Origin of the sequence: Paenibacillus farraposensis, from assembly GCF_020736845.1 — a bacterium.
GTDB lineage: Bacteria > Bacillota > Bacilli > Paenibacillales > Paenibacillaceae > Paenibacillus > Paenibacillus farraposensis.
The window spans coordinates 536,982-561,595 of the sequence record NZ_JAFFQR010000064.1 but is presented as its reverse complement, the minus strand read 5'-3'; the positions used below and the strand labels follow the sequence as shown (position 1 = coordinate 561,595).

Genomic DNA, 24,614 nt, shown 5'->3' with positions numbered 1-24,614 from the left:
ACTATAGGTTATTCCCTAATGGGAACAGAGATGAATGAACTACATAATGAGGGTATGCGAATGAATCTAAGGAGCGTTGATCATCGATGAAAAAAAAATACAGTCTCAACTTTTTTAAACCGATCGAGAGTTATTCCGGAAACTGGTCAATCCTTGAGGAAAAAAATAGAGAATGGGAAAACGTGTACCGTCAGCGTTGGTCTCACGATAAAGTGATCCGAACGACGCACGGTGTTAACTGTACTGGCTCCTGTAGCTGGAAGGTTTTTGTTAAAAATGGCATCATCACCTGGGAAAATCAGCAAATTGATTATCCCTCCTGCGGTCCAGATATGCCAGAATTTGAGCCGCGTGGATGCCCGCGTGGTGCTTCATTTTCCTGGTATGAATACAGTCCGTTACGTGTGAAATACCCTTATATGCGCGGCAAGCTATTGCGACTCTGGTTGGCTGCGATCAAGGAGCATAACAATCCGGTAGATGCATGGGCGAGTATTGTGGAAGACCCTGAGAAAGCCAAGCTATACAAATCGGCGCGCGGAAAAGGCGGCCATGTTCGTGTGGCTTGGGACGATGTCCTACGCCTGATCTCGGCGCAATTAATATATACGATTCGCAAGTACGGACCTGACCGAATCGCAGGCTTCACCCCGATTCCGGCGATGTCGATGATAAGCTACGCCTCGGGAGCGCGGTTCATTTCGTTGCTTGGCGGGGAAATGTTGAGCTTTTACGATTGGTATGCCGATCTTCCGCCTGCTTCTCCTCAGATTTGGGGTGAGCAGACAGACGTACCCGAATCTTCTGACTGGTACAATGCGGGTTACCTGATCATGTGGGGATCGAACGTGCCGCTTACCCGGACGCCGGATGCCCACTTCATGACGGAAGTACGCTATAAAGGGACGAAGGTTGTGTCGGTAGCACCCGACCTGGCGGAGAATGTGAAGTTCGCTGACAACTGGCTTGCCCCTAATCCGGGTACAGATGCTGCCGTAGCCCAGGCTATGACACATGTCATTCTGGATGAGTTCTATAAAGAACGCCAAGAACCGATGTTCATTAATTATGCCAAGCAATATACAGATATGCCATTTATGATTCTGCTTGATCCCCATGAGGGAGCCTGGAAAGGTGGACGTTTTCTACGGGCGAGTGATCTGGGAGATGCTTCGCCGCATGCAGACTGGAAACCGGTCATATACGATGAAGCGACGAAAGAAATGCTCGTTCCGAACGGTACGCTGGGACAGCGCTGGGAGCAGGGCAAGAAATGGAACCTGATCCTGGAGCGGGAAGATGGAACGAAGGTTGAGCCCGCGCTCACGATGGAAGGCCATGGCGAGCAATGGGAAGAGATCGTATTCCCTTATTTTGATAACTCGGGTAATGGAACGTTCAGACGTGTCATTCCAGCTAAAAAAGTCCGTCTGGCAGATGGTTCGGAGCGTTTCGTAGCAACCGTATATGACCTGATGATGAGTCAGTATGGTATCGCTCGTAACGACAGTCCTCATAACGCCAAGGATTATTACGATGCGGATTCGCATTATACCCCTGCCTGGCAGGAGAAAATCACGAGTGTCAAGGCATCAGTTGTGGTGCAGATTGCTCGGGAATTCGCTCAGAACGCAATCGATACCCAAGGGCGCTCCATGATCATTATGGGAGCGGGGATCAATCACTGGTTCAATAGTGACACCATCTATCGGTCGATTTTGAACCTGGTCATGCTGACTGCTTCCCAAGGCGTAAATGGTGGAGGCTGGGCGCATTATGTAGGCCAGGAAAAATGTCGTCCTATTGAAGGCTGGTCCACGATTGCCTTTGCCAAAGACTGGCAGGGGCCAGCTCGATTGCAAAATGCCACTTCATTTTTCTATTTTGCGACAGAACAGTGGCGCTATGAAGAAAGCGGCACGGATTCGCTGAAATCACCGACGGGCGGAGATGTCAAATATCAGCATCCGGCAGATTACAATGTGTTGGCAGCACGTTTGGGATGGATGCCATCTTACCCGCAGTTTAACAAGAACAGCCTGTTGTTTGCCGAAGAGGCGGCGAAGCTGGGCAAGAAGTCAAACGCGGACATTATTAATCACGCTGTAGAAGAGGTTAAATCGCAAAAGACCCGTTTCGCGGTTGAAGATCCAGGAGCAGCAGAGAACTTCCCGCGCTCACTCTTTATTTGGCGCTCCAACCTGATCTCCAGTTCGGCGAAGGGGCAGGAATATTTCATGAAGCATTTGCTCGGAGCCTCCGACGCGCTACTTGCCCGGCCGAACGAAGAGCAGAAACCTGAAGAAATCGTTTGGCGGGAAGATGTGGAAGGAAAGCTTGATCTGGTGGTTGCCCTTGATTTTCGGATGACAACAACCCCATTGTACGCGGATGTTGTACTCCCGGCGGCAACCTGGTACGAGAAGACAGATTTGTCCTCGACAGACATGCATCCGTTCGTGCATCCATTTAATCCTGCGGTTAATCCTCTTTGGGAATCCCGTTCGGACTGGGATATTTACCGTCATCTATCCGAAACCTTCTCGGAAATGGCCAAAGAGCATCTGCCAGGAGTATATAAAGACGTTGTGACTGCACCGCTTGGGCATGACTCCATAGGCGAAATTGCGCAACCGATGGGTCTTGTCAAGGACTGGACGAAGGGCGAGATCGAAGCAGTTCCGGGTAAAACCATGCCAAATTTCAGCATTGTAGAACGCGATTATACAAAAATACATGATAAATATGTCTCGCTCGGTCCAAATTTGGCTACCGGGAAGACAGGTGCGCATGGCGTTAGCTTCTCGGTGGCGGAAGAATATGAGGAGCTGAAGAAGCTGAACGGGGTCTACTACGATGAGTCCATTAAAGACGGACTGCCGAAAATACAGACAGCCCGCCAAGTGGCCGATACAATTCTTCATCTTTCGTCCGCAACCAATGGCCGTGTCTCCCAAAAAGCCTATGAAGAGGCGGAAAAAGATCACGGTGTTAAACTGATGGACATCTCGGCCGACCGCGCTGCTGAAAAAATCACGTTCCAAAGCATCACGGCACAGCCGCGAGAAGTGATACCGACACCGGTATTCAGTGGTTCAAACAAGCAGGGACGTCGTTACTCGCCATTTACAACGAATATTGAACGTCTTGTACCGTTCCGTACTTTGACAGGAAGACAGCATTTCTACATCGATCATGAGATTTTCCAGCAGTTTGGAGAGTCGTTGCCAGTCTATAAACCGACTCTGCCGCCAATGGTATTCGGCACGCGTGATCGGGAAATCAAGGGCGGTCAGGATTCACTTGTGCTTCGTTATCTGACTCCACACGGTAAATGGAATATTCACTCCACCTATCAGGATAACCAGCATATGCTTACGCTGTTCCGTGGAGGACCGACGGTATGGATTAATAACGAAGACGCAGCGGCCCATGATCTGGCCGACAATGACTGGGTAGAGGTGTACAACCGCAACGGTGTCGTAACCGCCCGCGCAGTTGTCAGCCATCGGATGCCAAGAGGAACGATGTTCATGTACCATGCTCAGGACAAGCATATTCAAGTGCCAGGCTCCGAAATCACGGATACGCGCGGGGGCAGTCATAATGCGCCAACAAGAATTCATCTCAAACCAACCCAGATGGTTGGCGGATATGCTCAGCTAAGCTACGGGTTCAATTATTACGGTCCGATCGGGAACCAGCGTGATGTGTACGTAGCGGTACGTAAAATGAAGGAGGTTAACTGGCTTGAAAATTAAAGCTCAAATTGCCATGGTCATGAACCTGGATAAATGTATTGGCTGCCATACGTGCAGCGTGACGTGCAAAACAACTTGGACAAACCGCAAAGGCGCGGAATATATGTGGTTCAACAACGTGGAGACCAAACCCGGCATTGGCTATCCAAAGCGCTGGGAAGACCAGGAGCAATATAAGGGCGGCTGGCAGCTTCGCAAAGGAAAGCTTGAGCTAAAGTCAGGGAGCAAGCTATCCAAGATAGCGCTGGGCAAGATTTTCTACAATCCCGACATGCCGGAAATGAAAGATTATTATGAGCCTTGGACTTATAATTATGAGCATTTGACCAACGCAAAAGAGCAGAAGCATTCTCCGGTAGCGCGTGCCCATTCCGCAGTAACGGGCGAAAAAATGGATCTGAATTGGGGTCCAAACTGGGAGGATGATTTGGCGGGAGCCCATGTAACGGGGCCACTTGATCCGAATATTCAGAAAATCGAAGAAGAGATCAAATTCAATTTCGAGAAGTCGTTCATGATGTATCTCCCTCGGCTTTGCGAGCACTGTCTAAACCCAAGCTGTGTCGCATCCTGCCCTTCGGGCGCGATGTACAAACGGGACGAGGACGGAATCGTGCTCGTGGATCAGGAAGCCTGCCGCGGCTGGCGATATTGCATGACAGGCTGTCCATACAAGAAAGTGTACTTCAACTGGCAAACGAACAAAGCAGAGAAATGTACCTTCTGTTTCCCACGTGTGGAAGCCGGGTTGCCAACCGTCTGCTCCGAGACATGTACTGGACGAATTCGCTACCTCGGTGTTCTGCTGTATGATGCGGACCGAGTGCAGGAGGCTGCTTCTATGGAGGATGAGAAGGACCTGTATAAAGCGCAATGCGACCTGTTCTTGGACCCAAGTGATCCAGCGGTAATTGCACAGGCGAGAAAAGATGGTATCTCGCAAGACTGGATTGAGGCCGCTCAGAACTCGCCGGTCTACAAGCTTGCGATTGAATACAAGCTGGCATTCCCGCTTCACCCGGAATATCGCACGTTACCTATGGTCTGGTATGTACCGCCACTTAGCCCGATCATGAATTACTTTGAAGGGAAAGACTCGATCGAGAATCCAGATATGATTTTTCCGGCTATCGAAGAAATGCGTACGCCCGTTCAGTATCTTGCCAATATGCTGACGGCGGGCGACACGGTTACGGTGAAGGAATCCCTGCAACGGATGGCTATGATGCGCTCCTACATGCGTGCCCAGTCCACAGGGCAAGCTTTCGGTGAAAGCCGTCTTGAGCGTGTCGGCTTGACTTCACGGCAAGCCGAGCAAATGTACCGCTTGCTGGCCATTGCCAAATACGAGGACCGTTTCGTCATTCCGACGTCGCACAAAGAGAGTTATGCCAATCCATACCGCGCCCAGGGAGCTGCTGGTTACGGCGACACCTTAGGAAATATGGAAGCTTGCGGATCGGGTGGATCTGGCTGTAGCGGCTGTAGCCTGGGAAGCTCCATGGGAATGGAAGAGCCTTCAAAAACAGGCAATCAAATGTATGAAGAAAACTTCTACGGGGGTATTTGGCGTGATTAATGTAGCGAAGCTGTATGAATGCAAGCCTTCATTCGGTTTTTTTGCCCAACAACTCATGTACCCGGAAAAGCTGGATTTTCATCCGGCTTTTCTGGAAGCATCATTTGACCCGGGCCATCCTGCGTATACGCACGCTAATAAGTACTGGTCTCTGATGCAAGAATTCAGCATGGAAGAGATTCAGGAGTTGTATACGGAAACCTTCGATTTTCAAAAAAATTGCGCCCTATATATGACTTACTTCAAGTTCGAAGATGCAAAAGAGAGAGGACAAATGCTGGTCAAATTAAAGGTTTTGTATGAGATGTACGGTCTTGAAATGCCGGATGGCGAGCTACCGGATTACTTGCCGCTTATGTGTGAATTTCTGTATGCCGCCGAATGGGTACAAGATCCGAAGACGACAGAAAACTTCCTCATGCCTATCGCGATTTTGGAAGACGGCACCTATCATTTGCTTAAAGCGCTGGAAAAAATGAAAAGCCCGTATTTTCATCTGGTCAAGGGATTGCGCGAAACGCTTAAAGCTTGCGTAGAACAGGAGGCAGCCACGCTATGATGCTAGAGCAGTTTTTGTGGGTTATTTACCCTTACATGTGTTTGGTCATCTTTATTGTGGGCCATATTTTTCGCTACAGAACGGATCAGTTCAATTGGACGGCGAAATCAAGTGAATTTATTGAAAAGAAACAATTGATGATCGGCAGCCTTTTATTCCACCTGGGAATTATTCCGGTTATTTTCGGTCACATATCCGGTCTGGGTATCCCAAAAACCTGGATGCACGCATTGGGTGTAAATGATCATCTGTATCACATTGGAGCAGTATATATTGGAGGCATATTTGGAGCCATAACGTTCCTCGGTATGTTGATTCTTACCTCTCGGCGTTTTACAATACGAAATGTACGCCGTTTAAGCTCAGCTTCTGATTTGATTGTAAACTTATTGCTTTTTGCCCTTGTATGTATCGGGATGTTCGCGACTCTTGTAACGAACGCAGTGCAGCCAGAATTTGATTATAGGGAAACCATCTCGATCTGGTTCCGCGGTTTATTCATATTCCGTGTCGACCCATCACTGATGAGAGACGTACCTTTGTCTTTCAAGCTTCATGTACTTATGGGCTTTGCCATTTTTGCATTCTGGCCGTTCACCCGGCTTGTTCATGTATGGAGTGTTCCATTGAATTATGTGCGCAGAAGTTATATTCTGTACAGAAGGCATAAATCGAATTAGGAAAGCGGGCGCTGCCTTCTTTCCTAATTGTAATTAGGAGAGAGTGATGAATTGGGATGGATTATCAAAGGGAGCTTGAGCGAATTCGCGAGCATTTCGGTTATGATTTCATGGCACTTGCTCTTGTTGAACCGGCCGAATATCAATACGTAATTAAATGGAAACATGCGGCCGGGAATTTAAATGATCGCTTTAAACGGATTGTGCTGCAATCCGGAAAGGGCATAGCAGGAGTCGTGTTTAAAACCGGAAAATCCATTTTCATTCCATCTGTTTATCAATTTGTGGGTACAGACAACCTGTTTAACTATCCTATCGTCCAATCCGAGAGGCTCAAGAGTCTCGGGGCTGTACCCCTGTGGAATGATGCTCGCGTCGCGGGTGTACTGCTTGGTGGATTTCGTGAAGAACAGCTGATGACCGAAGCGATGATGCGTGATTTGGAAGCCTTGGCGCAGAGAGGAATTGGAGAGTTGAACGGGAAGGAAGTGATGTAAATTGACATTGTCTGTAGGGACCGACTCTTTGAGCGCGTTAATGGTGAAATTGTTTGAGAACAGTACAGAAGCTATTTTCTTTTTTGATAGCCAAGGGAATACCCTGGCTATGAACCCGGCAGCTGAGGAGATTGTGAGGGATGATGTCCTCATTCAACTCTATGAAGGGAAGGAAAAAGCTTTATGCGGAACATGCAGAGGCTATACAAGCGACACAGAGCCCCGCACCTGTCTTGATTGTTATTTCAATGTGCCCGAATCCAAAAATTTCGCTTCTTTCCAGGTCTATTTGGAAACGAAGCGAAACGGAATGGTTCCCTTTGCCGCTTCTTTTCACACGATTGATTCTGTAAATGGAATTCGAGTGTTGATGCTGAGAGATTTGACCCCGCAATTTCAGACGCAAGAAAAATTGTATCAAAACAAAATGATGAAGCATGTCATTGAAGCGCAGGAAAATGAGCGTAAGCGGCTTTCCAGGGAGCTGCATGACAGCGTTGCTCAGGAATTGCTGAGCGCGGTTGTTGAATTACGAGTGTTAAAATATATGACCAATGATGACCAACTCCTCAAAAACATGAAGCAGACCGAAGCATCCATGACGCGATTGCTGGATGATATCCGCAACCTGTCTGTGGAACTACGTCCTGCTACCCTTGATGATTTTGGGCTTGAAGCAGCCTTCCGTTCCCACTTCAAGCGGGTCGAGCAAAGCTTTGGTCTAGTGGTTGAGTTCGTGTCCGATCTTCCCCGCAAGCGGTATGGAAGTGAAAAGGAAACCGTCATTTACCGTGTTTGTCAGGAGGCCGTTCTCAATGCGTTGAAGTATGCCCAGGTAGACACGGTTAAAGTTACTTTGTCTGAGCATGATCATGCGCTTCGTTTGACTGTAGAGGACGATGGAATTGGCTTTGATAAGGGGGGCAAGCCTATTGGAACAGGGCTCGGTTTGTATGGTATGCAGGAGCGGGCAGAGCTGGTAGGCGGAAGCTTTGGTGTCATTTCGAATGTTGGCCAAGGAACCAAAGTCTTTTTACAAATTCCGATTGGACATGAGGAGGAATAGAGACTTGATCAAAATTGTGTTAGCCGATGATCATGCCATTGTACGAAGCGGATTTTCCATGATTCTCAACTTCCAATCGGATATGGAGGTTGTCGGAACAGCTGCAGACGGAATTGAAGCGTATACAATGGTAGCTAAATGTAAGCCGGATATTCTAATCATGGACCTCAGCATGCCACCTGGAGAAAGTGGATTGATCGCTACAGGCAAGATTAAAGAGGATCATCCTGATACTAAAATTCTGATTCTGACCATGCATGATGATGAAGAATATCTATTTCATATTTTGAAGAGTGGCGCTTCAGGATATGTTTTGAAAAATGCACCGGATGAAGAGCTGCTGCTTGCTATACGAACCATTCATGGGGGCGGGACCTATATTCACCCTAAAATGGCCACTTCTCTTGTCCGTGAGTTTATCAAGAAGGATACGTCGTCACAAACAGAAGATCCGTATGAGATTTTGTCAAAGCGGGAACTGGAGATTCTGCCTTTGGTCGCAAAGGGATACGGTAACAAAGAGGTTGCCGAGAAGCTGTTCATCTCTGTCAAGACGGTGGAAGCAAACAAAGCGAGAATAATGGAAAAGTTAAATTTGAGAAGCCGGCCTGAGCTGGTCCAATATGCGTTAAAGAAAAAAATGCTGGACTTTTAAAACTCGTGAAAATGAACGTTTTGTGAAAAATATCTCATGAATAAACGAAGTCGTTTCTAGTAGAGGCGGCTTTTTTTAATTTGAGGGACTCCCCTGTTAGGGAAAGGGGAGTCCCCTATATTCGTTGAAGTAGCTAGCGGCTACAATGGGGACAGAAATTTAAATTAATAAATTCGACAGAAAAAACGTTGGAAAAGGTGAGTTAAATGATTAGAAAGTTGCAGTTGCCGTTACAAACATTGAACTTGATTCTTGGATTTATGGTATGGGTTATCATTTCTTCCCTCATGCCGTTTATTACCGAGGATATTGCTATTCCACCCGGAAAATTGGCCATAGTTACGGCGATTCCGGTTGTGCTTGGATCGATTTTGCGTATTCCGATTGGTTATTATGCCAACATTTTTGGAGCAAGAATCGTTTTTCTCGTTAGCTTTATTCTGCTTTTGTTCCCGGTCTACTATATAAGTGAAGCCTCTACAATGACGGATTTGATTATCGGTGGTTTGTTCCTTGGGATTGGAGGAGCGGTGTTCTCCGTCGGGGTAACCTCGCTGCCAAAGTATTACCCGAAAGAAAAGCATGGGTTCGTCAACGGAATATACGGTGTAGGGAATTTGGGAACAGCAGTAACTACCTTCTCTGCTCCGATTGTAGCGACGCAGGTAGGATGGGCACTTACGGTCAAACTGTACCTTATTCTATTGCTTGTTTTTATCGTTTTGAATTTCTTCTTTGGGGACCGTCATGAAGCTAAAGTAAAAACGCCGATTATGGAGCAGATCAAAGGGGTTTACAAAAATGAGAAACTTTGGTTTTTCTCGCTCTTTTATTTTATTACGTTTGGTTCATTTGTAGCGTTCACAGTGTACTTACCGAATTTCCTTGTATCGAATTTTGAGCTGACTAAAGTGGATGCAGGGATGCGTACAGCAGGCTTCATCGCGATTGCGACATTCTTCCGTCCTATCGGTGGCTGGCTGGCGGATCGGTTTCAGCCCCTGTTCCTACTGGTAGGTACGTTTGCCGTTTATACGGTCGCTGCGATTCTTTTGGCTTTTTCACCAGAGATCACCCTTTATACAGTAGGCTGCTTGGCTATCGCTGTATGTGCGGGAGTCGGGAACGGTGTCATTTTCAAGCTAGTTCCATTCTATTTTAACAAGCAGGCAGGCATTGTGAACGGAATTGTTTCCATGATGGGCGGCCTCGGTGGCTTTTTCCCTCCGATCTTGTTATCGTCGATTCATGCCGCAACTGGCCATTACTCCATTGGATTCATGCTGCTCTCCCAAGTGGCGCTGGCTAGCCTGATCCTTGTTATATGGCTGCATTATCAAGCACGTTTGACTGCGGCTACTGAAGCGATCGATTCAGTGGGGCAAGGCAACTTTAAGAAACAAAAAGAAATTCAAAAGTAACCGAAAGACATCAGAAAAAACTTGGGAATGACGATCATTCTTCAACGTAGGGGGACATTGTGATGAATGAACGTTATTCAAGACAAATCTTGTTCAGACCTATCGGCGGCGAAGGACAGCGTAATCTGTCTGAAGCCGTCGTCACCATTATTGGTTGCGGGGCGTTGGGTTCCGCCATAGCCGAAACACTGGTAAGGGCTGGCGTTGGGGAGCTTCACCTGGTTGATCGTGATTATGTGGAGCTGTCGAATCTGCAACGTCAGCAGCTGTTCACGGAGCAGGACGCTGCGGAAATGCTGCCCAAGGTGATGGCTGCCGAAAAAAGACTGAAGGCCATACGAGAAGACGTACGTTTGTTCACATATCTCGACAACCTGGATGCCGAGCTTGTTCAAGAGCTTGCTGGCAAAAGCACATTGTTGATGGATGCTACGGACAATTTTGAAACTCGTCTACTTATAAACGATGCTGCACTGAAGGCTGGAATTCCATGGATTTACGGAGCCTGTGTTGGAAGTACAGGTGTCGTTTTTCCTTTCGTGCCGGGCAAGTCAGCCTGTTTTCGCTGTCTACTGCCATCGCTGCCGGCGATCAATCAGACCTGCGATACGGCTGGGATCATTTCACCCGCAGTCCAGGTGACAGCCGCCCTCCAATGTGCAGAAGCAATGAAGTGGCTGAGCGGCAGACGTGATCAGATGCGTCGCAAGGTCCATCTATTTGATCTATGGGAGAACACACAGATGGATGTAGGAATTTCTCGCATCCGTAACCAGGATTGTTCGACCTGTGGAGAACATCCTACGTTTCCTGCACTGACGGCATCACGTCGCACGGCTTATGCTGCGCTGTGCGGGCGGGATGTCGTGCAGGTTCTTCCGGACCCTAATCGTCCGATTACACTTGATGATGCTGAGAAAATGGGTAGACTTATGGCCGAAAATGTAAAAAGAACTCCTTATTTCGTTGAATTCTATGCCTTTAAGCATCGAATGATTTTGTTCAAAAACGGAAGGCTTCTTATTCACGGGATTGGAAGTATTGCTAAAGGTCAAAAGTTATATCATCAGTTGTTCGGTTGAATGTGCGTATGTAGATATAAGATGCAGAAGGTATTAGATAGAGTTTATCATCAGAGAGTGGTTTGCACAGTGGCTGGAAGGTGGAAAAGATGAGTATTTTTGAAATCGTGACTGAGCCTATTATTCCGCAGACTTATGCGGATTATGTCCTAAGGCCGGAGGCGGGAGCGGTGACCATGTTTACAGGGCATGTCCGAGAGTGGACCGAAGGTGTACGAACCTTATACCTTGCTTATGAGGCCTATGTACCCATGGCTCAAAAAAAGCTCGCGGAAATTGGTCGCGAAATCGAAGAAAAATGGATTGGGACAAGAGTGGCTATTGCACACCGGATTGGCGAGCTTCAAATCGGTGATATTGCCGTTGTCATTGCCGTTTCTTCGCCGCATCGCTCGGATGCGTATGAGGCGAATGAATATGCGATTGAGCGAATCAAGGAAATCGTTCCGATCTGGAAGCAAGAGGTTTGGGAAGACGGGAAGCAATGGATGGGACATCAGAAGAAAAAGCCGGGAGAGATTCAGTTATGATTAAGCTGTACTATTTTGCAGGACTCCGTGAGATGACAGGGAAGGCAGAAGAAATGGCAGATTTGGCAGGCCAAACTGTAGGCGACTTATACGGTTGGATAACAGACAAATATCCGGATATGCCGATCAGTTCTGTTCGTATTGCGATAAACGAGGAGTATGCCTTGCCTACGGATGTGCTGCAGGATGGAGACATTGCAGCCTTAATTCCGCCAGTCAGCGGCGGCTGATGACTCTCAGGTGCTATCAACTAGAAAAGGAGGAGACGTATGAATCCGCATCCGCTGAAAGACTCGTTGCAGCGGTCGATTCGTGATTTGCGTATATCAGTTACGGACCGTTGCAATTTCCGCTGTTCCTACTGTATGCCAAAAGAAATTTTCGGTGACGATTACGCATTTCTTCCCAAAAATAAATGCCTGTCGTTTGAAGAGATTCAGCGGCTGACGAAGCTCTTTGTATCCTTGGGTGTAAAAAAAATCCGGCTCACGGGCGGCGAACCGTTAATGCGTCCGAATCTGCCCGACCTGGTCTCGAAAATCCTGTCCATTGACGGAGTGGAAGATGTCGGCTTGACCACCAACGGTTCGTTGCTAGGACAACAGGCCAAGCGTTTGTATGACGCAGGATTACGGCGGTTGAATGTCAGTGTAGACGCATTGAATCCCGAGCTGTTTGGGCGATTGAATGGGCGGGGGATTGAGCCTGCTTTTATTTTAAAGCAGATCGAATATGCAAGAGAAATCGGCTTTGAAATCAAGGTTAATATGGTGGTTCAAAAAGGCGTGAATGATTCAGAGATTTTGCCGATGGCCGCTTATTTCAAGGAACAGGGGATAACGCTCCGTTTTATTGAGTTTATGGATGTAGGGAATGACAATAGCTGGAGCTTCAAAAAGGTAATAACAAAAAAAGAAATATATGAACGGCTTAGCAGTATATATGAACTGGAGCCGATGGACCGCGATTACTTTGGAGAGGTGGCCAAGCGTTATCGTTATAAAGACAGCGATGCGCAGGTGGGCTTTATTACTTCGGTTTCGGAATCATTTTGCTCGTCCTGCACACGGGCCCGTTTATCGTCCGATGGCAGGTTTTATACGTGTTTGTTTGCTTCAGGCGGATTTGATCTGCGCCAGATGCTCTGGGATGGGGCGAATGACGAGGAATTGCTTGCTGTAATTACTTCAGTATGGGAGCAGCGTACAGACCGATATTCCGATGAACGTACGGAGCAGACTGCAAAAAACAGGAATAAGATAAGCATGTCCTATATTGGTGGTTAACATTTTATTCCAGAAAAATGCGTTTTATTTGTTGTGCCTGCCAACCTCTGAATTGTTCATCAAAAGAAGCCAAGGCTTAGCTAGGAACGATGCGGGGGATGGAGGAAATTCCCGAAAAGAAAGCGCAAACATTTTTGTTGGCAAAGTTTAAATTAAGTGTTATTATGGTTTTGGGATTGTTACTGAAAAGGCAAAACCCGGGGCATGGAATTCATATTTCCATGTTTTGGGTTTTGCCTTTTCTTTTAAAATATAAGCTTTATGATATCCTGCACAATATGAATATCTGGCCCAGATATAACGCAGAAAGGTGAGTGATGTTAAGCCTTACAAGTGCTGAACAACAAAGGTGATAACGTCGACCAACAAAACGGCATCCGGGAATTGATATGTAGGACGTGGTTAACCGACTATATCCATTTGCAAAAGGGAATATCAGATCGGTTTGGAAGCACTCAAGATCATTCAAGGAAAACGTAAGGCTTTTATCTCTGGATATGAATGCGTTTTCATAACGAGTTGTGAATCGACACGGCTACATTTGGATTCACAACGAAGGTTTGATCGGCTATTACCGTCTTATGACCTATCTGAAATTTCGCCCAGCATCTAAATCCTTTTTGAAATGATTGTGGGATAAGGGGGCAGTTAGATGATCATAACGAAGATATTCAATAATAATGCGATCATTGCCAAAGATTCAACAAGGGATGAATTTGTTGTTATGGGCCGTGGTATTGCATTTAAAAAGAGTGCAGGAGAAAAAGTAGAAGAGCATTTAATTGAGAAGGTCTTTGAGCTTAAACAGAAAGATGCTTCAGAGAAATTTAAATTATTGTTAGAGGATGTTCCCACAGAATATGTAGCTTTATGCTATGACATCATTGAATATGGCAAAAGCATATTAGAAACACAATTGAGTGATTATATATATGTTTCGCTTACAGATCACATGAACAATGCATTTAAAATGTTTGATGAAGGGCTTAAAAATACAAATCCGTTAATTTGGGAAATCAAAAAATTTTATCCCAAAGAATATGGAGTTGGATTAAAAGCACTGGAGTTTATTGAAAACGAAACAGGCAAACGATTATCAGAGGATGAAGCAGGCAATATAGCCCTTCATTTAATCAATGCTCAAGTCAACAGCTCTTACAATAAGGTAGCAGATGTGGCTCAGCAAGCTGAAAAAATACAGGATATTTTAAATATTATTAAATATTCTTATAATACCACTTTGGATGAACACTCCATCGGCTATGAACGATTTGTTACCCATTTAAGATTCTTCTTCCAGCGATTAAATAAAAGAGAAAAAACAGAACTGGAAGACGATTTTTTGTGGAGGCAAGTGAAGACAAAATATAAAAAAGCTCATAGTTGCATGCTCAAGATTGAGAAGTACTTGAACACCGTATTGTCAGATGAGGAAAAGCTGTATATAACGATTCATATTCAGCGTGTAACTCAAAGACAGAAAAATTGAATAACACTTGGATTGTTACTGGTAATGCAGGCGAAACCAACCGAGATCGAATTTGATCTGTTGGGTTTCGCCTTTTTTTATAAATGCCAATATTTTGAGTAGTTCCATTCACCCCGAAAGCACAATATACAGGCACCTGTAATATTTCAGATTTAAAACTCTCTCGGGATTGATCAACATGCCAAATACAAAAAAAGGGGAAATTGCGATGAAGTATGAGACATTGGCAAAAGACATCATCAAAAATGTCGGCGGCAAAGAAAATGTAAACAGCCTAACTCATTGTATCACGCGTTTGCGCTTCAAACTAAAAGATGAAAGCAAAGCCAATACAGAAGTTTTGAAAAATATGGATGGTGTTGTCACGGTAGTAAAGAGTGGCGGACAATACCAGGTTGTAATAGGGAACCATGTACCTGAGGTTTATGCTGATGTTGCTGCTATAGGCGGTTTCCAGGCAGGAGATTCAGAAGCGTCAGATGAAAAAACAAGTTTGTTTAATAAATTCATTGATATCATTTCAGGCGTATTCACACCAACGCTCGGTGTTCTGAGTGCCACAGGTATGATTAAAGGATTCACCGCTTTATTTGTAGCTTTGGGCTGGCTTACCAACACATCAGGTACTTATCAAATTCTCAATGCTTTAGGAGATTGTTTATTTTACTTTTTCCCTGTTTTCCTGGGGTACACATCGGCTAAAAAGTTCAATGCCAACATTTTTATAGGTATGTCCATCGGGGCATCGCTTGTTTATCCAACTTTTAGTACGATAACAGCCTCGGGCAAGCCGCTATACACTCTATTTAGCGGTACTATATTTGAGTCGCCGGTATATATCACCTTCCTAGGTATTCCGGTCATTCTGATGAGCTATGCGTCAACCGTTCTTCCGATTATCATTTCTACCTATGTAGGCTCAAAAATAGAAAACTTCTTTAAAAAGGTAATTCCTAGCGTAGTGAGAACTTTTTTGGTGCCATTCTTCACACTGTTGGTTATTGTTCCGTTAGCGCTGATTGTGATTGGGCCGCTCTCGACTTGGGCAGGTCAACTGCTTGGGGCAGGCACCCTTTTTGTGTACAACTTGAGCCCGATTATTGAAGGTATACTCATGGGCGCTTTCTGGCAAGTGTTTGTTATCTTTGGCTTACACTGGGGAATCGCTCCTATCGCGCTTAACAACTTGGCAGTGCTCAAATTCGACCCGATCCTTGCTGCGGCGCTTGGAGCTTCTTTTGCCCAGACGGGTGTCGTACTGGCGATTTTGTTCAAAACCAAAAACGCCAAATTAAGATCTCTTTCCATTCCAGCAGTCATTTCCGGGATTTTTGGTGTTACAGAGCCCGCGATTTACGGGATTACATTACCGCGCAAGAAACCGTTTATTTTAAGCTGTATAGGAGCCGCAGTAGGCGGGGGTATTATAGGGGCGATGGGAACCAAAGGATATATCATGGGTGGTTTGGGTATTTTCGCTATTCCAAGTTATATCAGCCCGGCAGGAATGGACAGAGGATTTTATGGAGCGGTAATTGGTATCCTGGTAAGTTTTGTGCTAGGCTTCCTGCTGATGTTCTTTGGCGGATTTAAAGACGATGAAGTGAACGAGACCAAGAAGGAGGACAGCACAACAGGAGGAGCACGAGGAGAAGTTTTAGTAAAACAGGAGACGGTGATCAGTCCGTTAAAGGGTGAAGTGAAGCCTTTATCTGAAGTAACCGACGAAGCCTTCTCGACAGGTGCCCTGGGCAAAGGAATTGCCATTGAGCCTTTCGAAGGCAAGGTCGTTGCACCTGTAGACGGCGTATTAACCTCATTCTTTTCGTCAGGTCATGCGATCGGAATTACAAGTGACCACGGTGTTGAAGTCCTTATTCATGTGGGCAAGGATACAGTCAAACTAAAAGGCAAGCATTTTTATCCAAAAGTAGAACAAGGGGATGTTGTAAAAAAAGGTCAACTGCTTATGGAATTTGATATGGGGGCTATAAAAGAGGCGGGATATGTGCTGACCACTCCTGTGATCGTTGCCAATACGACGAATTATCTGGATGTGATTGAAACCGAGCAGAAATCGATTGATTATCAAGAGGATTTGCTGACCGTCGTCGTCTAATCCTGGTCAATGGATAATGATCATACTAATAAAATACTGAGGAGGAATTAACAATGAAAAATACAACCCAATTGCGATTTCCACAGGGATTTTTATGGGGAGGCGCAACGGCCGCCAACCAATTGGAAGGTGGATATAACGAGGAAGGCAAGGGATTAAGCACTGCTGATATGCTTACGGCTGGCACGCATACGACTTCACGCAGAATTACGCCTGTACTGGAAGAAGGAGTGAACTATCCAAGTCACGAGGCGATTGACTTTTTCCACCGCTACCAGGAGGATATCCGTTTATTTGCGGAAATGGGATTCAAGGTCTTCAGAATGTCCATTGCCTGGACCCGAATATTTCCTAACGGAGACGATGTACAGCCGAACGAGCAAGGCTTGCAGTTCTATGATCGTGTATTTGCAGAATTGAAAAAGTACAATATTGAGCCTTTGGTGACGATCTCGCATTATGAAGCACCGATTCATTTAACCCAAAAATATAATGGCTGGTCAGATCGCAGAGTCGTAGATTTTTATGTAAGATATTGTGAAGTGCTTTTTAACAGATACAAAGATGTGGTCAAGTACTGGCTTACTTTTAATGAAATCAATATCTTAACCCTGCCTTTCGGAGCGTTCATGGCCGGAGCTATCATGCCGGAGGGGAATGAAGAGCTTGCCCATGCTACAGTGAAGGATGAGCAGATTCTGTATCAGGCTTTGCATCACCAATTTATTGCCAGTGCCAAGGCGGTAAAGCTGGGTCATGAGATCAATAAAGACTTTAAAATCGGCTGTATGATTGCTTATATGTGCTCCTATCCGCTTACATGTCGTCCGGATGATATTCTGCTGGCGCAGCAAAAGGATAACCTGAGTAATTTCCTTTGCTCAGATGTTCAGGTCAGAGGGGCTTATCCCGGATTTGCCAAGCGCTATTTTAGAGATCATAATATTCAGATTGAGATGCAGGATGACGATGAGCGCATTTTAAAAGAAGGCTGTGTAGATTTCTATACCTTCAGCTATTATTCATCTACTTGTGTCAGTGCTGATCCCAACCAGGAGAAGGTGGGAGGAAATTTATCCATGGGATTAAAGAATCCTTATTTGCAGGCAAGTGCCTGGGAGTGGCAGATTGATCCAGAGGGATTAAGATGGTCCCTCAATAACATTTATAACCGCTATGAAATTCCGTTAATGGTGGTCGAAAATGGTCTTGGTGCCGTAGATACCGTGGAAGAAGACGGCTCCATTAACGATGATTATCGAATTGATTATCTGAAACAGCACATTGAGCAAATGAAAGAAGCCATTGCAGATGGAGTAGACTTGATAGGTTATACTCCGTGGGGCTGTATTGATCTGGTAAGTGCAGGAACAGGTGAAATGAAAAAGCGTTATGGCTTCATTTACGTCGATAAGGATAATGAAGGCAACGGTACGCTTGCCAGATCCAGAAAGAAGAGCTTCCATTGGTATAAGAAGGTCATAGAAACGAATGGAGAGCAGTTGGATTAAATCCGGGTGCCTGAGTTGCGAGTGGAGCAGAACCTAATAACGCGGCTTCAAAAAGAGATAAAGCCAGCGCGTGCCGATACCTGATCGGTACGCGCTGATTGAATTTTGTGATTGCGCTGTTGCATTTGTGGTGGCTCTGCTGGCCATTCCAGGAAGACAACTCTCTGATTTGCGATGGAATGTTATATAACATCTTTAATGAGATAGTAAATAAAATGATTCGACGGGAACGTCGTACTGGAGAATTTGTAAGACGGTTCTATGTGGATCAAGTCGATGAGGATGGCATCAAGTCCAAACTGGAACATGGCGTCTTGAAGCTGGAAATTCCCAAACGCCCAGGTGACGAAAACACTCGTAAACGAATACTGATTGATAAAGATCATGGCATATAAAACAGGACTCAGGACTGAACATTTCAGTCCTGTTTTTTGTGCGTGTCTGTTATGCTAGAAGAATAAAATTACATATAAGGGAGAACACATCCTTGAAAGCGATATTGAGAAAACATTGGCCGGATTGGAACGGAACGTTGCAGCAACGAACCGGGGGCTGGTACCCAGGCAGTCCGATTTATCCGGCTTTCTCCTTAAGCAGCATGATAATTTCGTAACCTCACAGATTCTTTTCCGTATAAAGATAAAAACATGATCCGAATCCGTTCCCGCCAGGGAAGAAATGCAACCATGTTTAACAAAAATAGAAGTTGAGGTAATGCAACGTATGAATGAGATATTTATGAATCATGCCACTACAGAATATCGGCTGGCTGAGCAGAAGGCGGTTCAGTATTTTACATCACTTTATACACAGGTTATAAATAAGACTTATGTGACTACCCTGACAGAAGATATTCAAATATGGAAAATGAATCATATTCATCATTCTTCATGGCTGTCTTTTTTTTCGCGGACAAAGAGAAAACCTGATACTCGGGATTATCATAGATATATCCAATGGCTGAATTATACAGGCAAATTGGATGCTTACCTGGATCGAAGCGTCTCCTATATTTATATGAGGGATTTAGGCAAAGCTTTGAATTCTCCTGACACACAGCTCCAGATTCAGCGTGTCATTGTTGATATAAAAAAACACCTGATTCAATCCACCAGTGAAAACGGGAGAGACCAGCCTGAATTTATGAATTTGGCAGGGGTGTACCGATGGGCCCAGAAGGAAGGCATAGAAACTGCTACGATCTGGGTAATCAACAAACTTAGGTCTGTATCCTCCCATATTCCAAAGGAGATGGATGCAGAGCAAGCCCAGCGCAAACTGATTAAGCTCATAATCGGGGTTGTTCTGCATGTGATGGAAGAAATGGATGATAACGTATCACCTGCAGAACGTGCTCGCAGACTGGATGAAGCCATCCGGCTTGGTTATTCCTATGGTCTAACCTATCCATTCATTGACGATCTTTTAGATTCCCAGGTTTTGACTGTTCAAGAGAAAGAACAATACTCCTGCATGATACGTGCCGCGCTTCTTACTGGTACTGTGCCTGAGTTGGACGACTGGAACGGGAACCATATGAAGTTGATTCAATTCATACACGCAGAGCTCTCGGATGCTTTTGAATATATCAAGGAACATCAGCGGCCAGGCACACAGCAGACCTTTTTCGGGCAGGCCTATGTCTTTTTTCATGCTCAGGATATCGACCGTGCGAAGGTACTAACACGAGATGATTATACCAATGAAGAGCTTTATATACCTGTCATTTTAAAATCGTCTTCTTCCCGATTGATTGCCCGTGCTGTGATGGGTGCTCCAGAGAATGAGGGCTTTGAGCAACGGACATTCTTTTATGGTATCTATAACCAGTTAGCAGATGATTTTGCGGATATGGTTGACGATATGAAAGACGGTGCGGTAACCCCCTATACCTACTATTTAAAATACCATGACGAGCGTCCGGATCTGATCAACCCCTTTGAATTATACTGGGCAGTCATTTCCTATTTGATCCATAACGTGTATGATTCCGATGCTATGGCCTGTGAGGTGATACTGGATCGTGCAATAAATGGACTCAAACGTTATAAAGAACGTGTAGGTACTGAAAAATATAACGAGATTATGGAGATCTTTGCATCCGGGAATTCGGAATTCAACCGTCTCATCCAGCAGATGGTGCAAAAAGCGGAGGATGTAGATTTTTTCGATAAACTGCTTCGCGACCAGCTGATTACCCACCTGAGAAACAACTCGAAAGAAAAGGAAGATTTTTTTAATACGATCACAACGGTTCGCCATCAGATTAACAACCAATTGAAAATTAGCAAGCCTCATGGAATACCGGCGATGAAAGAACAGCTTATCGATGCTGCAAATTACAGTCTCGAAGGGGACGGGAAGCGTATACGGCCTATATTGACTTGGGTCATGGGCGTAAACGAATATGGACTGGATGCATCAGCAATCGTGCCGCTACTGCGATCACTGGAGTATATGCATACCGCATCCCTGATCTTTGATGATCTGCCAACCCAGGATAACGCATCTACCCGCAGAGGGCGTCTGACCCTGCATCAGGTGCACAATAGCGCTACGGCGGAGTTAACCGGTCTGTATCTGATCCAGAAGGCGATTGGGGAACAATCGTCACTTGACCAGTTCAATGCTGAGACTGTACTTGCTGTGATACAATACTCGGCTCAAAAGGCAGAGGATATGTGTATGGGGCAGGCGATGGATTTGGATTTCAAAGGGAGGGCATTGACACTCGAGCAGTTGAACATGATGTGCTTTTACAAAACCGGAGTGGCATTTGAGGCTTGTCTGGTTATGCCTGCCATGCTTGCACAGGTCAAGGAGCCGGAAATTGCTGCTTTGAAGAAATTTGCTTATCACGCGGGGATTGCCTTTCAGATTAAAGATGATTTGCTTGATGTGGAAGGAGATCTGCTGCTACTCGGAAAACCTGTTGGCAAGGATTCTGAAAATAACAATTCGAATTTCGTGTCCGTCCTGGGTCATGAAGGTGCCACTAAAGAGATGTGGGAACACTACTGTCTAGCTATGGAAGCGTTAAAAGACATCCCCCGCAACACGGCTTTTCTGAAGCATGTAATGAACTATATGATTAACCGGGACCGTTAAAAAGGTGCGTACTCCATTGCTTAATATAAGCGGCTGCTTATGCTTCAAGCCAAAAAGCTGAAACGTTGAAGCAACAGGCGAGTGTGTCCAAGCAAGCGTCCAAGGAAATTTACCAGAAGGCTAGTGAAAAGATGGCGGAAGTGCTGGAACAGGCCAAGGCGGTAGATTAAATTCGCATGCTTTCCCAATCTATTCTGGAAATTACGGCCCAAGCCAATTTGCTGGCTCTCAACGCATCCATCGAAGCGGCTCGGGCCGGGAAGTCAGGCCGAGGATTTGTGGTTGTGGCAAATGAGATTCGCAAACTGGCAGATGGGTCCAAGCAGGCGGTAGACCAGTTATTCTCTAGGGTTGCCTTCGGCATGCAACTTTTCCTGTTCAGCCACTTGCATCAGCTTAAAAATCTGCCGGGCCGTGTTCACATTCCGCACCGTCATATGCTGATACAGGTTGGTGCCAGCGAGCTTCGTGATCCCGCTTTTTATGACATGCTCTTTGCTGACAGAAAACAGAATGGCTCCGGGCGCATATATTACATGGCCTATTCCCGGCTTCAAAGGAAGCTTGTCCACAACGGAAATATCGTTGATTTCATCCCACAAAAACAATACATCACTTTTCATCTGGGCATCATTCGTCCATTCCTCTGGCAATGCTTCCATGATAGTCCGGATTTCCGTCATATTGCGAACGGTGACCCGAATAGGTAAGCTAAAATCCTCCAGTATTGCTTGTTCCAGTTGCAGCGACAGCTCATGATTAGCTTGACCTTTACTGGAAAAAACGATATTTCCCGAGTTGATGTACGTTGTCACATAGCCCATGCCTGCCTTCTCAAACGTTTGCTTGAGCTTTTTCATGTCAATTTTGTTTTTGCCGCCTACATTAATGCCCCGCAGCAATGCGATATAGATCATACAAGACCACCTCTTCTGTGCAAAAGAATTTTAACAATAAAACGGGCCAGAGCTTTGCTTAAATGCTTCATGTGCTTTATTCCTCTCTGCACAGCTGCTTTTTGATTATTCACCCTCAGTGTCATGGTGATATCGTTTCTAGCTTAAAGGTATCATAATATAGCAATGAAGAACATACGCTTCCATATTTGAATGATAGAATCTTTTAGCGAGAGTCCTCAACACCACACACTCATGGATTCATTCTGCTATCCTGTTGATCCAGCCAGCCTAATTTTACAATATAGAAATATTTTTTTATTGATATTGGATCCAGAATCAAAGACTACCATGGTCCTAATCCTGGTCCGGTCTCGTCAAAAGCGTTGGTTGACAACGCTGTTGCGGCGATTATGAAATGAGCCAAGGCTTAGTACTTAGGGGCATCCAGGTCCCGTGTAATACCTTAATTTGTATATACTAAAAACCTATTAAAACAGCTGCTTACTTCCGACATATTATCTAAGAGCTTTTCGCTCAATATTGTCCAAACCGGATTTCGATATCCAAACACGCCCGTACTTCAAGCCGGCTGTAGAAGCAGATGGTTTATACTACTCAGATCCCTAAATTGACGTCAATTCAGGTAGTGTGCTCATGGGCATTTTCTATCTGATCAAAGACAATAGCAACCAATTAATCGGATTTTCTGCTGTTGATATTGCTTTCAAAGACATCCCTGCCGTCATGCAAAGTTATTCGCTTGGAAGCACAGGCTATTCGATTCTTGCATCCAAAACAGGTGATATTTTATATCACCCTGATCAAAATAAAGTGCTGAAAGAAAAGATTAACGAAAGCACAGGTGAGCTTGGGGAAATCGGGAAGAAAATGATTGCCGGCGATTCTGGAGTACAGCTGATCCATGATAATGGAGAGCGGCGCTATATCGGGTATGCAACCAGTAAAGATACCGGCTGGTCTGTAGGCTTAATCATTTCTGAGCAAGAGGTACTCACAGAGTTAAAAACCTTTACCTGGATTACCATTGGCGGTTTTGCCACGGCCGCAATCCTGCCGGTTGTGATCTGTTATATAACGCTTCGTTATCTGTTGAGATCCATACCGAAGCTGCTCGCAAAAATCAAGCTGATTGAAAATGGGGATTTGACCGTTCAGTTTGATACGGATTCCAACAACGAAATCGGGCAGATTTCTCAAGGAATTCACAATATGACTCAAAAAATTCAAGGAATGCTCCAAATGGTGGGCAGCTCAGCTCACGTCTTGAATCAGTCTTCTCACGGTCTGCAATCCATTTCTTCCAAAACCGCGGTAACGATGAACGATACGGCGACAGCAATCAATGAGATTGCCAATGCGACAAACTACCAGTCCATCGAAACGGATAACATTTTACAAAAAACCGGAGCATTGTCCGGCCAAATTGACGAGATTGCCAATGATACGAAAGCCATTGAAACGATGGTGCAAACCTCTGCCGAGCAAAGCGGATTGGGGCTGGCTGTAGTGGATCAGCTATCCAAATGGGCGGAAGAAAATCACAATTCCACACAAGCGATGTCGTCTATTATTCAGGAGATTGACCTGAGCCGTCATGAGATTTCGAGCTTCGTGGACACAGTCAACCAAATTGCAACGCAGACCAACCTGCTGGCGCTCAATGCTTCCATTGAAGCTGCACGTGCGGGAGAACAGGGCAAAGGCTTTGCCGTGGTTGCCGGGGAGGTTCGCAAACTGGCTGAGTAGACTGCACTCGCAACACAGGAAATCTACAAGAAGGTACGTGTGATTGAAGAAAAAACGAACATATCAGTTGAGCACACAGTTCATAGCCTGAAAATTGCAGAAGAAAATGCGAGATCGGTGGAGAACACCAAGCAAGTATTTTTTAGTATTAACAAAGATTTGGAAGATTTGAAATTACGAATGATTCAGATCAGCAATAACACCTCCAAAATTCACAAGCACAAAGATGAGATTTTGCAGGCGCTGGAGATCATTTCTTCCACTACGGAGGAGAATTCCGCTTCAACCGAAGAGGTTAGCGCCAGCACGCAGGAACAATTGGATAGCGTCAAACAGGTTGCTGAACTATCCAAACAATTAAGTGAATTGTCCAACAAGCTTCAAGATGGGTTGAGTCAGTTTAAAGTTGAGTAAGCATGTCTAGGTATGATTTTGCTTCATTTATAGCAAAGCCCGCGTCCAGCGCGGGCTCAATCTTGAAGAAGCATTTCCACCATATAACATCATATTCAAACGACGGTTCCTATGGAGCCTGGGTCTGTGGGATGGATATCGAAGAGGTATTTCAGCAGCAGACAACCCTTTCGGGGTTCATGAATACAGAA

At 45.4% G+C, this 24,614-nt stretch carries 18 protein-coding genes and 2 pseudogenes; 19 read left to right on the top strand and 1 reads right to left on the bottom strand.

What is annotated here, in order from left to right; all coding sequences use genetic code 11:
* Positions 1-86: 86 nt before the first annotated feature.
* The 18 genes and pseudogenes from JO375_RS12320 to JO375_RS24780 form a co-directional block, all read left to right on the top strand.
* A complete protein-coding gene (locus JO375_RS12320) occupies positions 87-3,761 on the top strand; it encodes a nitrate reductase subunit alpha (RefSeq protein WP_229524741.1) in 3,675 nt (1,224 codons plus the stop codon).
* Positions 3,751-5,340: a nitrate reductase subunit beta gene (gene narH / locus JO375_RS12315; RefSeq protein WP_229524740.1), complete on the top strand. Its 1,590-nt coding sequence runs from the start codon at positions 3,751-3,753 to the stop codon at positions 5,338-5,340. The genes JO375_RS12320 and narH overlap by 11 nt, the downstream gene beginning before the upstream one ends.
* The gene (narJ, locus tag JO375_RS12310) at positions 5,333-5,899 is read left to right on the top strand and encodes a nitrate reductase molybdenum cofactor assembly chaperone (RefSeq protein WP_229524799.1); all 567 of its coding nucleotides are present in this window, start codon (positions 5,333-5,335) and stop codon (positions 5,897-5,899) included. The genes narH and narJ overlap by 8 nt, the downstream gene beginning before the upstream one ends.
* Positions 5,896-6,579 carry a respiratory nitrate reductase subunit gamma gene (narI, locus tag JO375_RS12305; protein WP_229524739.1) on the top strand — a complete coding sequence of 228 codons (684 nt, stop codon included), beginning with the start codon at positions 5,896-5,898 and terminating at the stop codon, positions 6,577-6,579. The genes narJ and narI overlap by 4 nt, the downstream gene beginning before the upstream one ends.
* Before the next feature lie 56 nt (positions 6,580-6,635).
* Positions 6,636-7,076, top strand: a complete 441-nt coding sequence (locus JO375_RS12300; protein ID WP_229524738.1) for a GAF domain-containing protein — start codon at positions 6,636-6,638, stop codon at positions 7,074-7,076.
* A 1-nt stretch (position 7,077) separates the two neighbouring features.
* Complete coding sequence (locus JO375_RS12295) at positions 7,078-8,142, top strand: PAS domain-containing sensor histidine kinase (RefSeq protein ID WP_229524737.1); 1,065 nt, start codon at positions 7,078-7,080, stop codon at positions 8,140-8,142.
* A 7-nt stretch (positions 8,143-8,149) separates the two neighbouring features.
* On the top strand, positions 8,150-8,797 hold the full coding sequence (locus JO375_RS12290) for a response regulator transcription factor (protein ID WP_229524798.1): 648 nt from the start codon (positions 8,150-8,152) through the stop codon (positions 8,795-8,797).
* Positions 8,798-9,003: 206 nt separating this feature from the next.
* The gene (locus tag JO375_RS12285; RefSeq protein WP_229524736.1) at positions 9,004-10,218 is read left to right on the top strand and encodes a nitrate/nitrite transporter; all 1,215 of its coding nucleotides are present in this window, start codon (positions 9,004-9,006) and stop codon (positions 10,216-10,218) included.
* Positions 10,219-10,280: 62 nt separating this feature from the next.
* Positions 10,281-11,300 carry a ThiF family adenylyltransferase gene (locus tag JO375_RS12280; RefSeq protein WP_229524735.1) on the top strand — a complete coding sequence of 340 codons (1,020 nt, stop codon included), beginning with the start codon at positions 10,281-10,283 and terminating at the stop codon, positions 11,298-11,300.
* A gap of 89 nt (positions 11,301-11,389) precedes the next feature.
* Complete coding sequence (locus tag JO375_RS12275; RefSeq protein ID WP_229524734.1) at positions 11,390-11,830, top strand: molybdenum cofactor biosynthesis protein MoaE; 441 nt, start codon at positions 11,390-11,392, stop codon at positions 11,828-11,830.
* Positions 11,827-12,060, top strand: coding sequence for a MoaD/ThiS family protein (locus JO375_RS12270; protein WP_229524733.1), 234 nt, complete (start codon positions 11,827-11,829; stop codon positions 12,058-12,060). Before JO375_RS12275 ends, JO375_RS12270 begins: the two co-directional genes overlap by 4 nt.
* Before the next feature lie 39 nt (positions 12,061-12,099).
* A complete protein-coding gene (gene moaA, locus JO375_RS12265; protein WP_229524732.1) occupies positions 12,100-13,116 on the top strand; it encodes a GTP 3',8-cyclase MoaA in 1,017 nt (338 codons plus the stop codon).
* 652 nt (positions 13,117-13,768) lie between these two features.
* A complete protein-coding gene (gene licT / locus JO375_RS12260; RefSeq protein ID WP_229524731.1) occupies positions 13,769-14,605 on the top strand; it encodes a BglG family transcription antiterminator LicT in 837 nt (278 codons plus the stop codon).
* Positions 14,606-14,813: 208 nt separating this feature from the next.
* Entirely contained in the window at positions 14,814-16,724 is a 1,911-nt protein-coding gene (locus JO375_RS12255; RefSeq protein WP_229524797.1) for a beta-glucoside-specific PTS transporter subunit IIABC, read from the top strand.
* Between the two features lie 53 nt (positions 16,725-16,777).
* Positions 16,778-18,235: a glycoside hydrolase family 1 protein gene (locus JO375_RS12250; protein WP_229524730.1), complete on the top strand. Its 1,458-nt coding sequence runs from the start codon at positions 16,778-16,780 to the stop codon at positions 18,233-18,235.
* Between the two features lie 215 nt (positions 18,236-18,450).
* On the top strand, positions 18,451-18,630 hold the full coding sequence (locus tag JO375_RS12245) for an Hsp20 family protein (protein WP_229524729.1): 180 nt from the start codon (positions 18,451-18,453) through the stop codon (positions 18,628-18,630).
* 319 nt (positions 18,631-18,949) lie between these two features.
* Complete coding sequence (locus tag JO375_RS12240; protein WP_229524728.1) at positions 18,950-21,343, top strand: polyprenyl synthetase family protein; 2,394 nt, start codon at positions 18,950-18,952, stop codon at positions 21,341-21,343.
* Positions 21,344-21,375: 32 nt separating this feature from the next.
* Positions 21,376-21,690, top strand: a pseudogene (locus JO375_RS24780) (methyl-accepting chemotaxis protein); the annotation flags it as partial.
* Here JO375_RS24780 and JO375_RS12230 read toward each other — a convergent pair.
* On the bottom strand, positions 21,682-22,260 hold the full coding sequence (locus JO375_RS12230; RefSeq protein WP_229524727.1) for a DUF1697 domain-containing protein: 579 nt from the start codon (positions 22,258-22,260) through the stop codon (positions 21,682-21,684). The pseudogene JO375_RS24780 and the gene JO375_RS12230 sit on opposite strands and share 9 nt — an antisense overlap.
* A 525-nt stretch (positions 22,261-22,785) precedes the next feature.
* Here JO375_RS12230 and JO375_RS12225 point away from each other — a divergent pair.
* A pseudogene (locus JO375_RS12225) lies at positions 22,786-24,423 on the top strand (methyl-accepting chemotaxis protein); the annotation flags it as partial.
* Between the last annotated feature and the right edge of the window lie 191 nt (positions 24,424-24,614).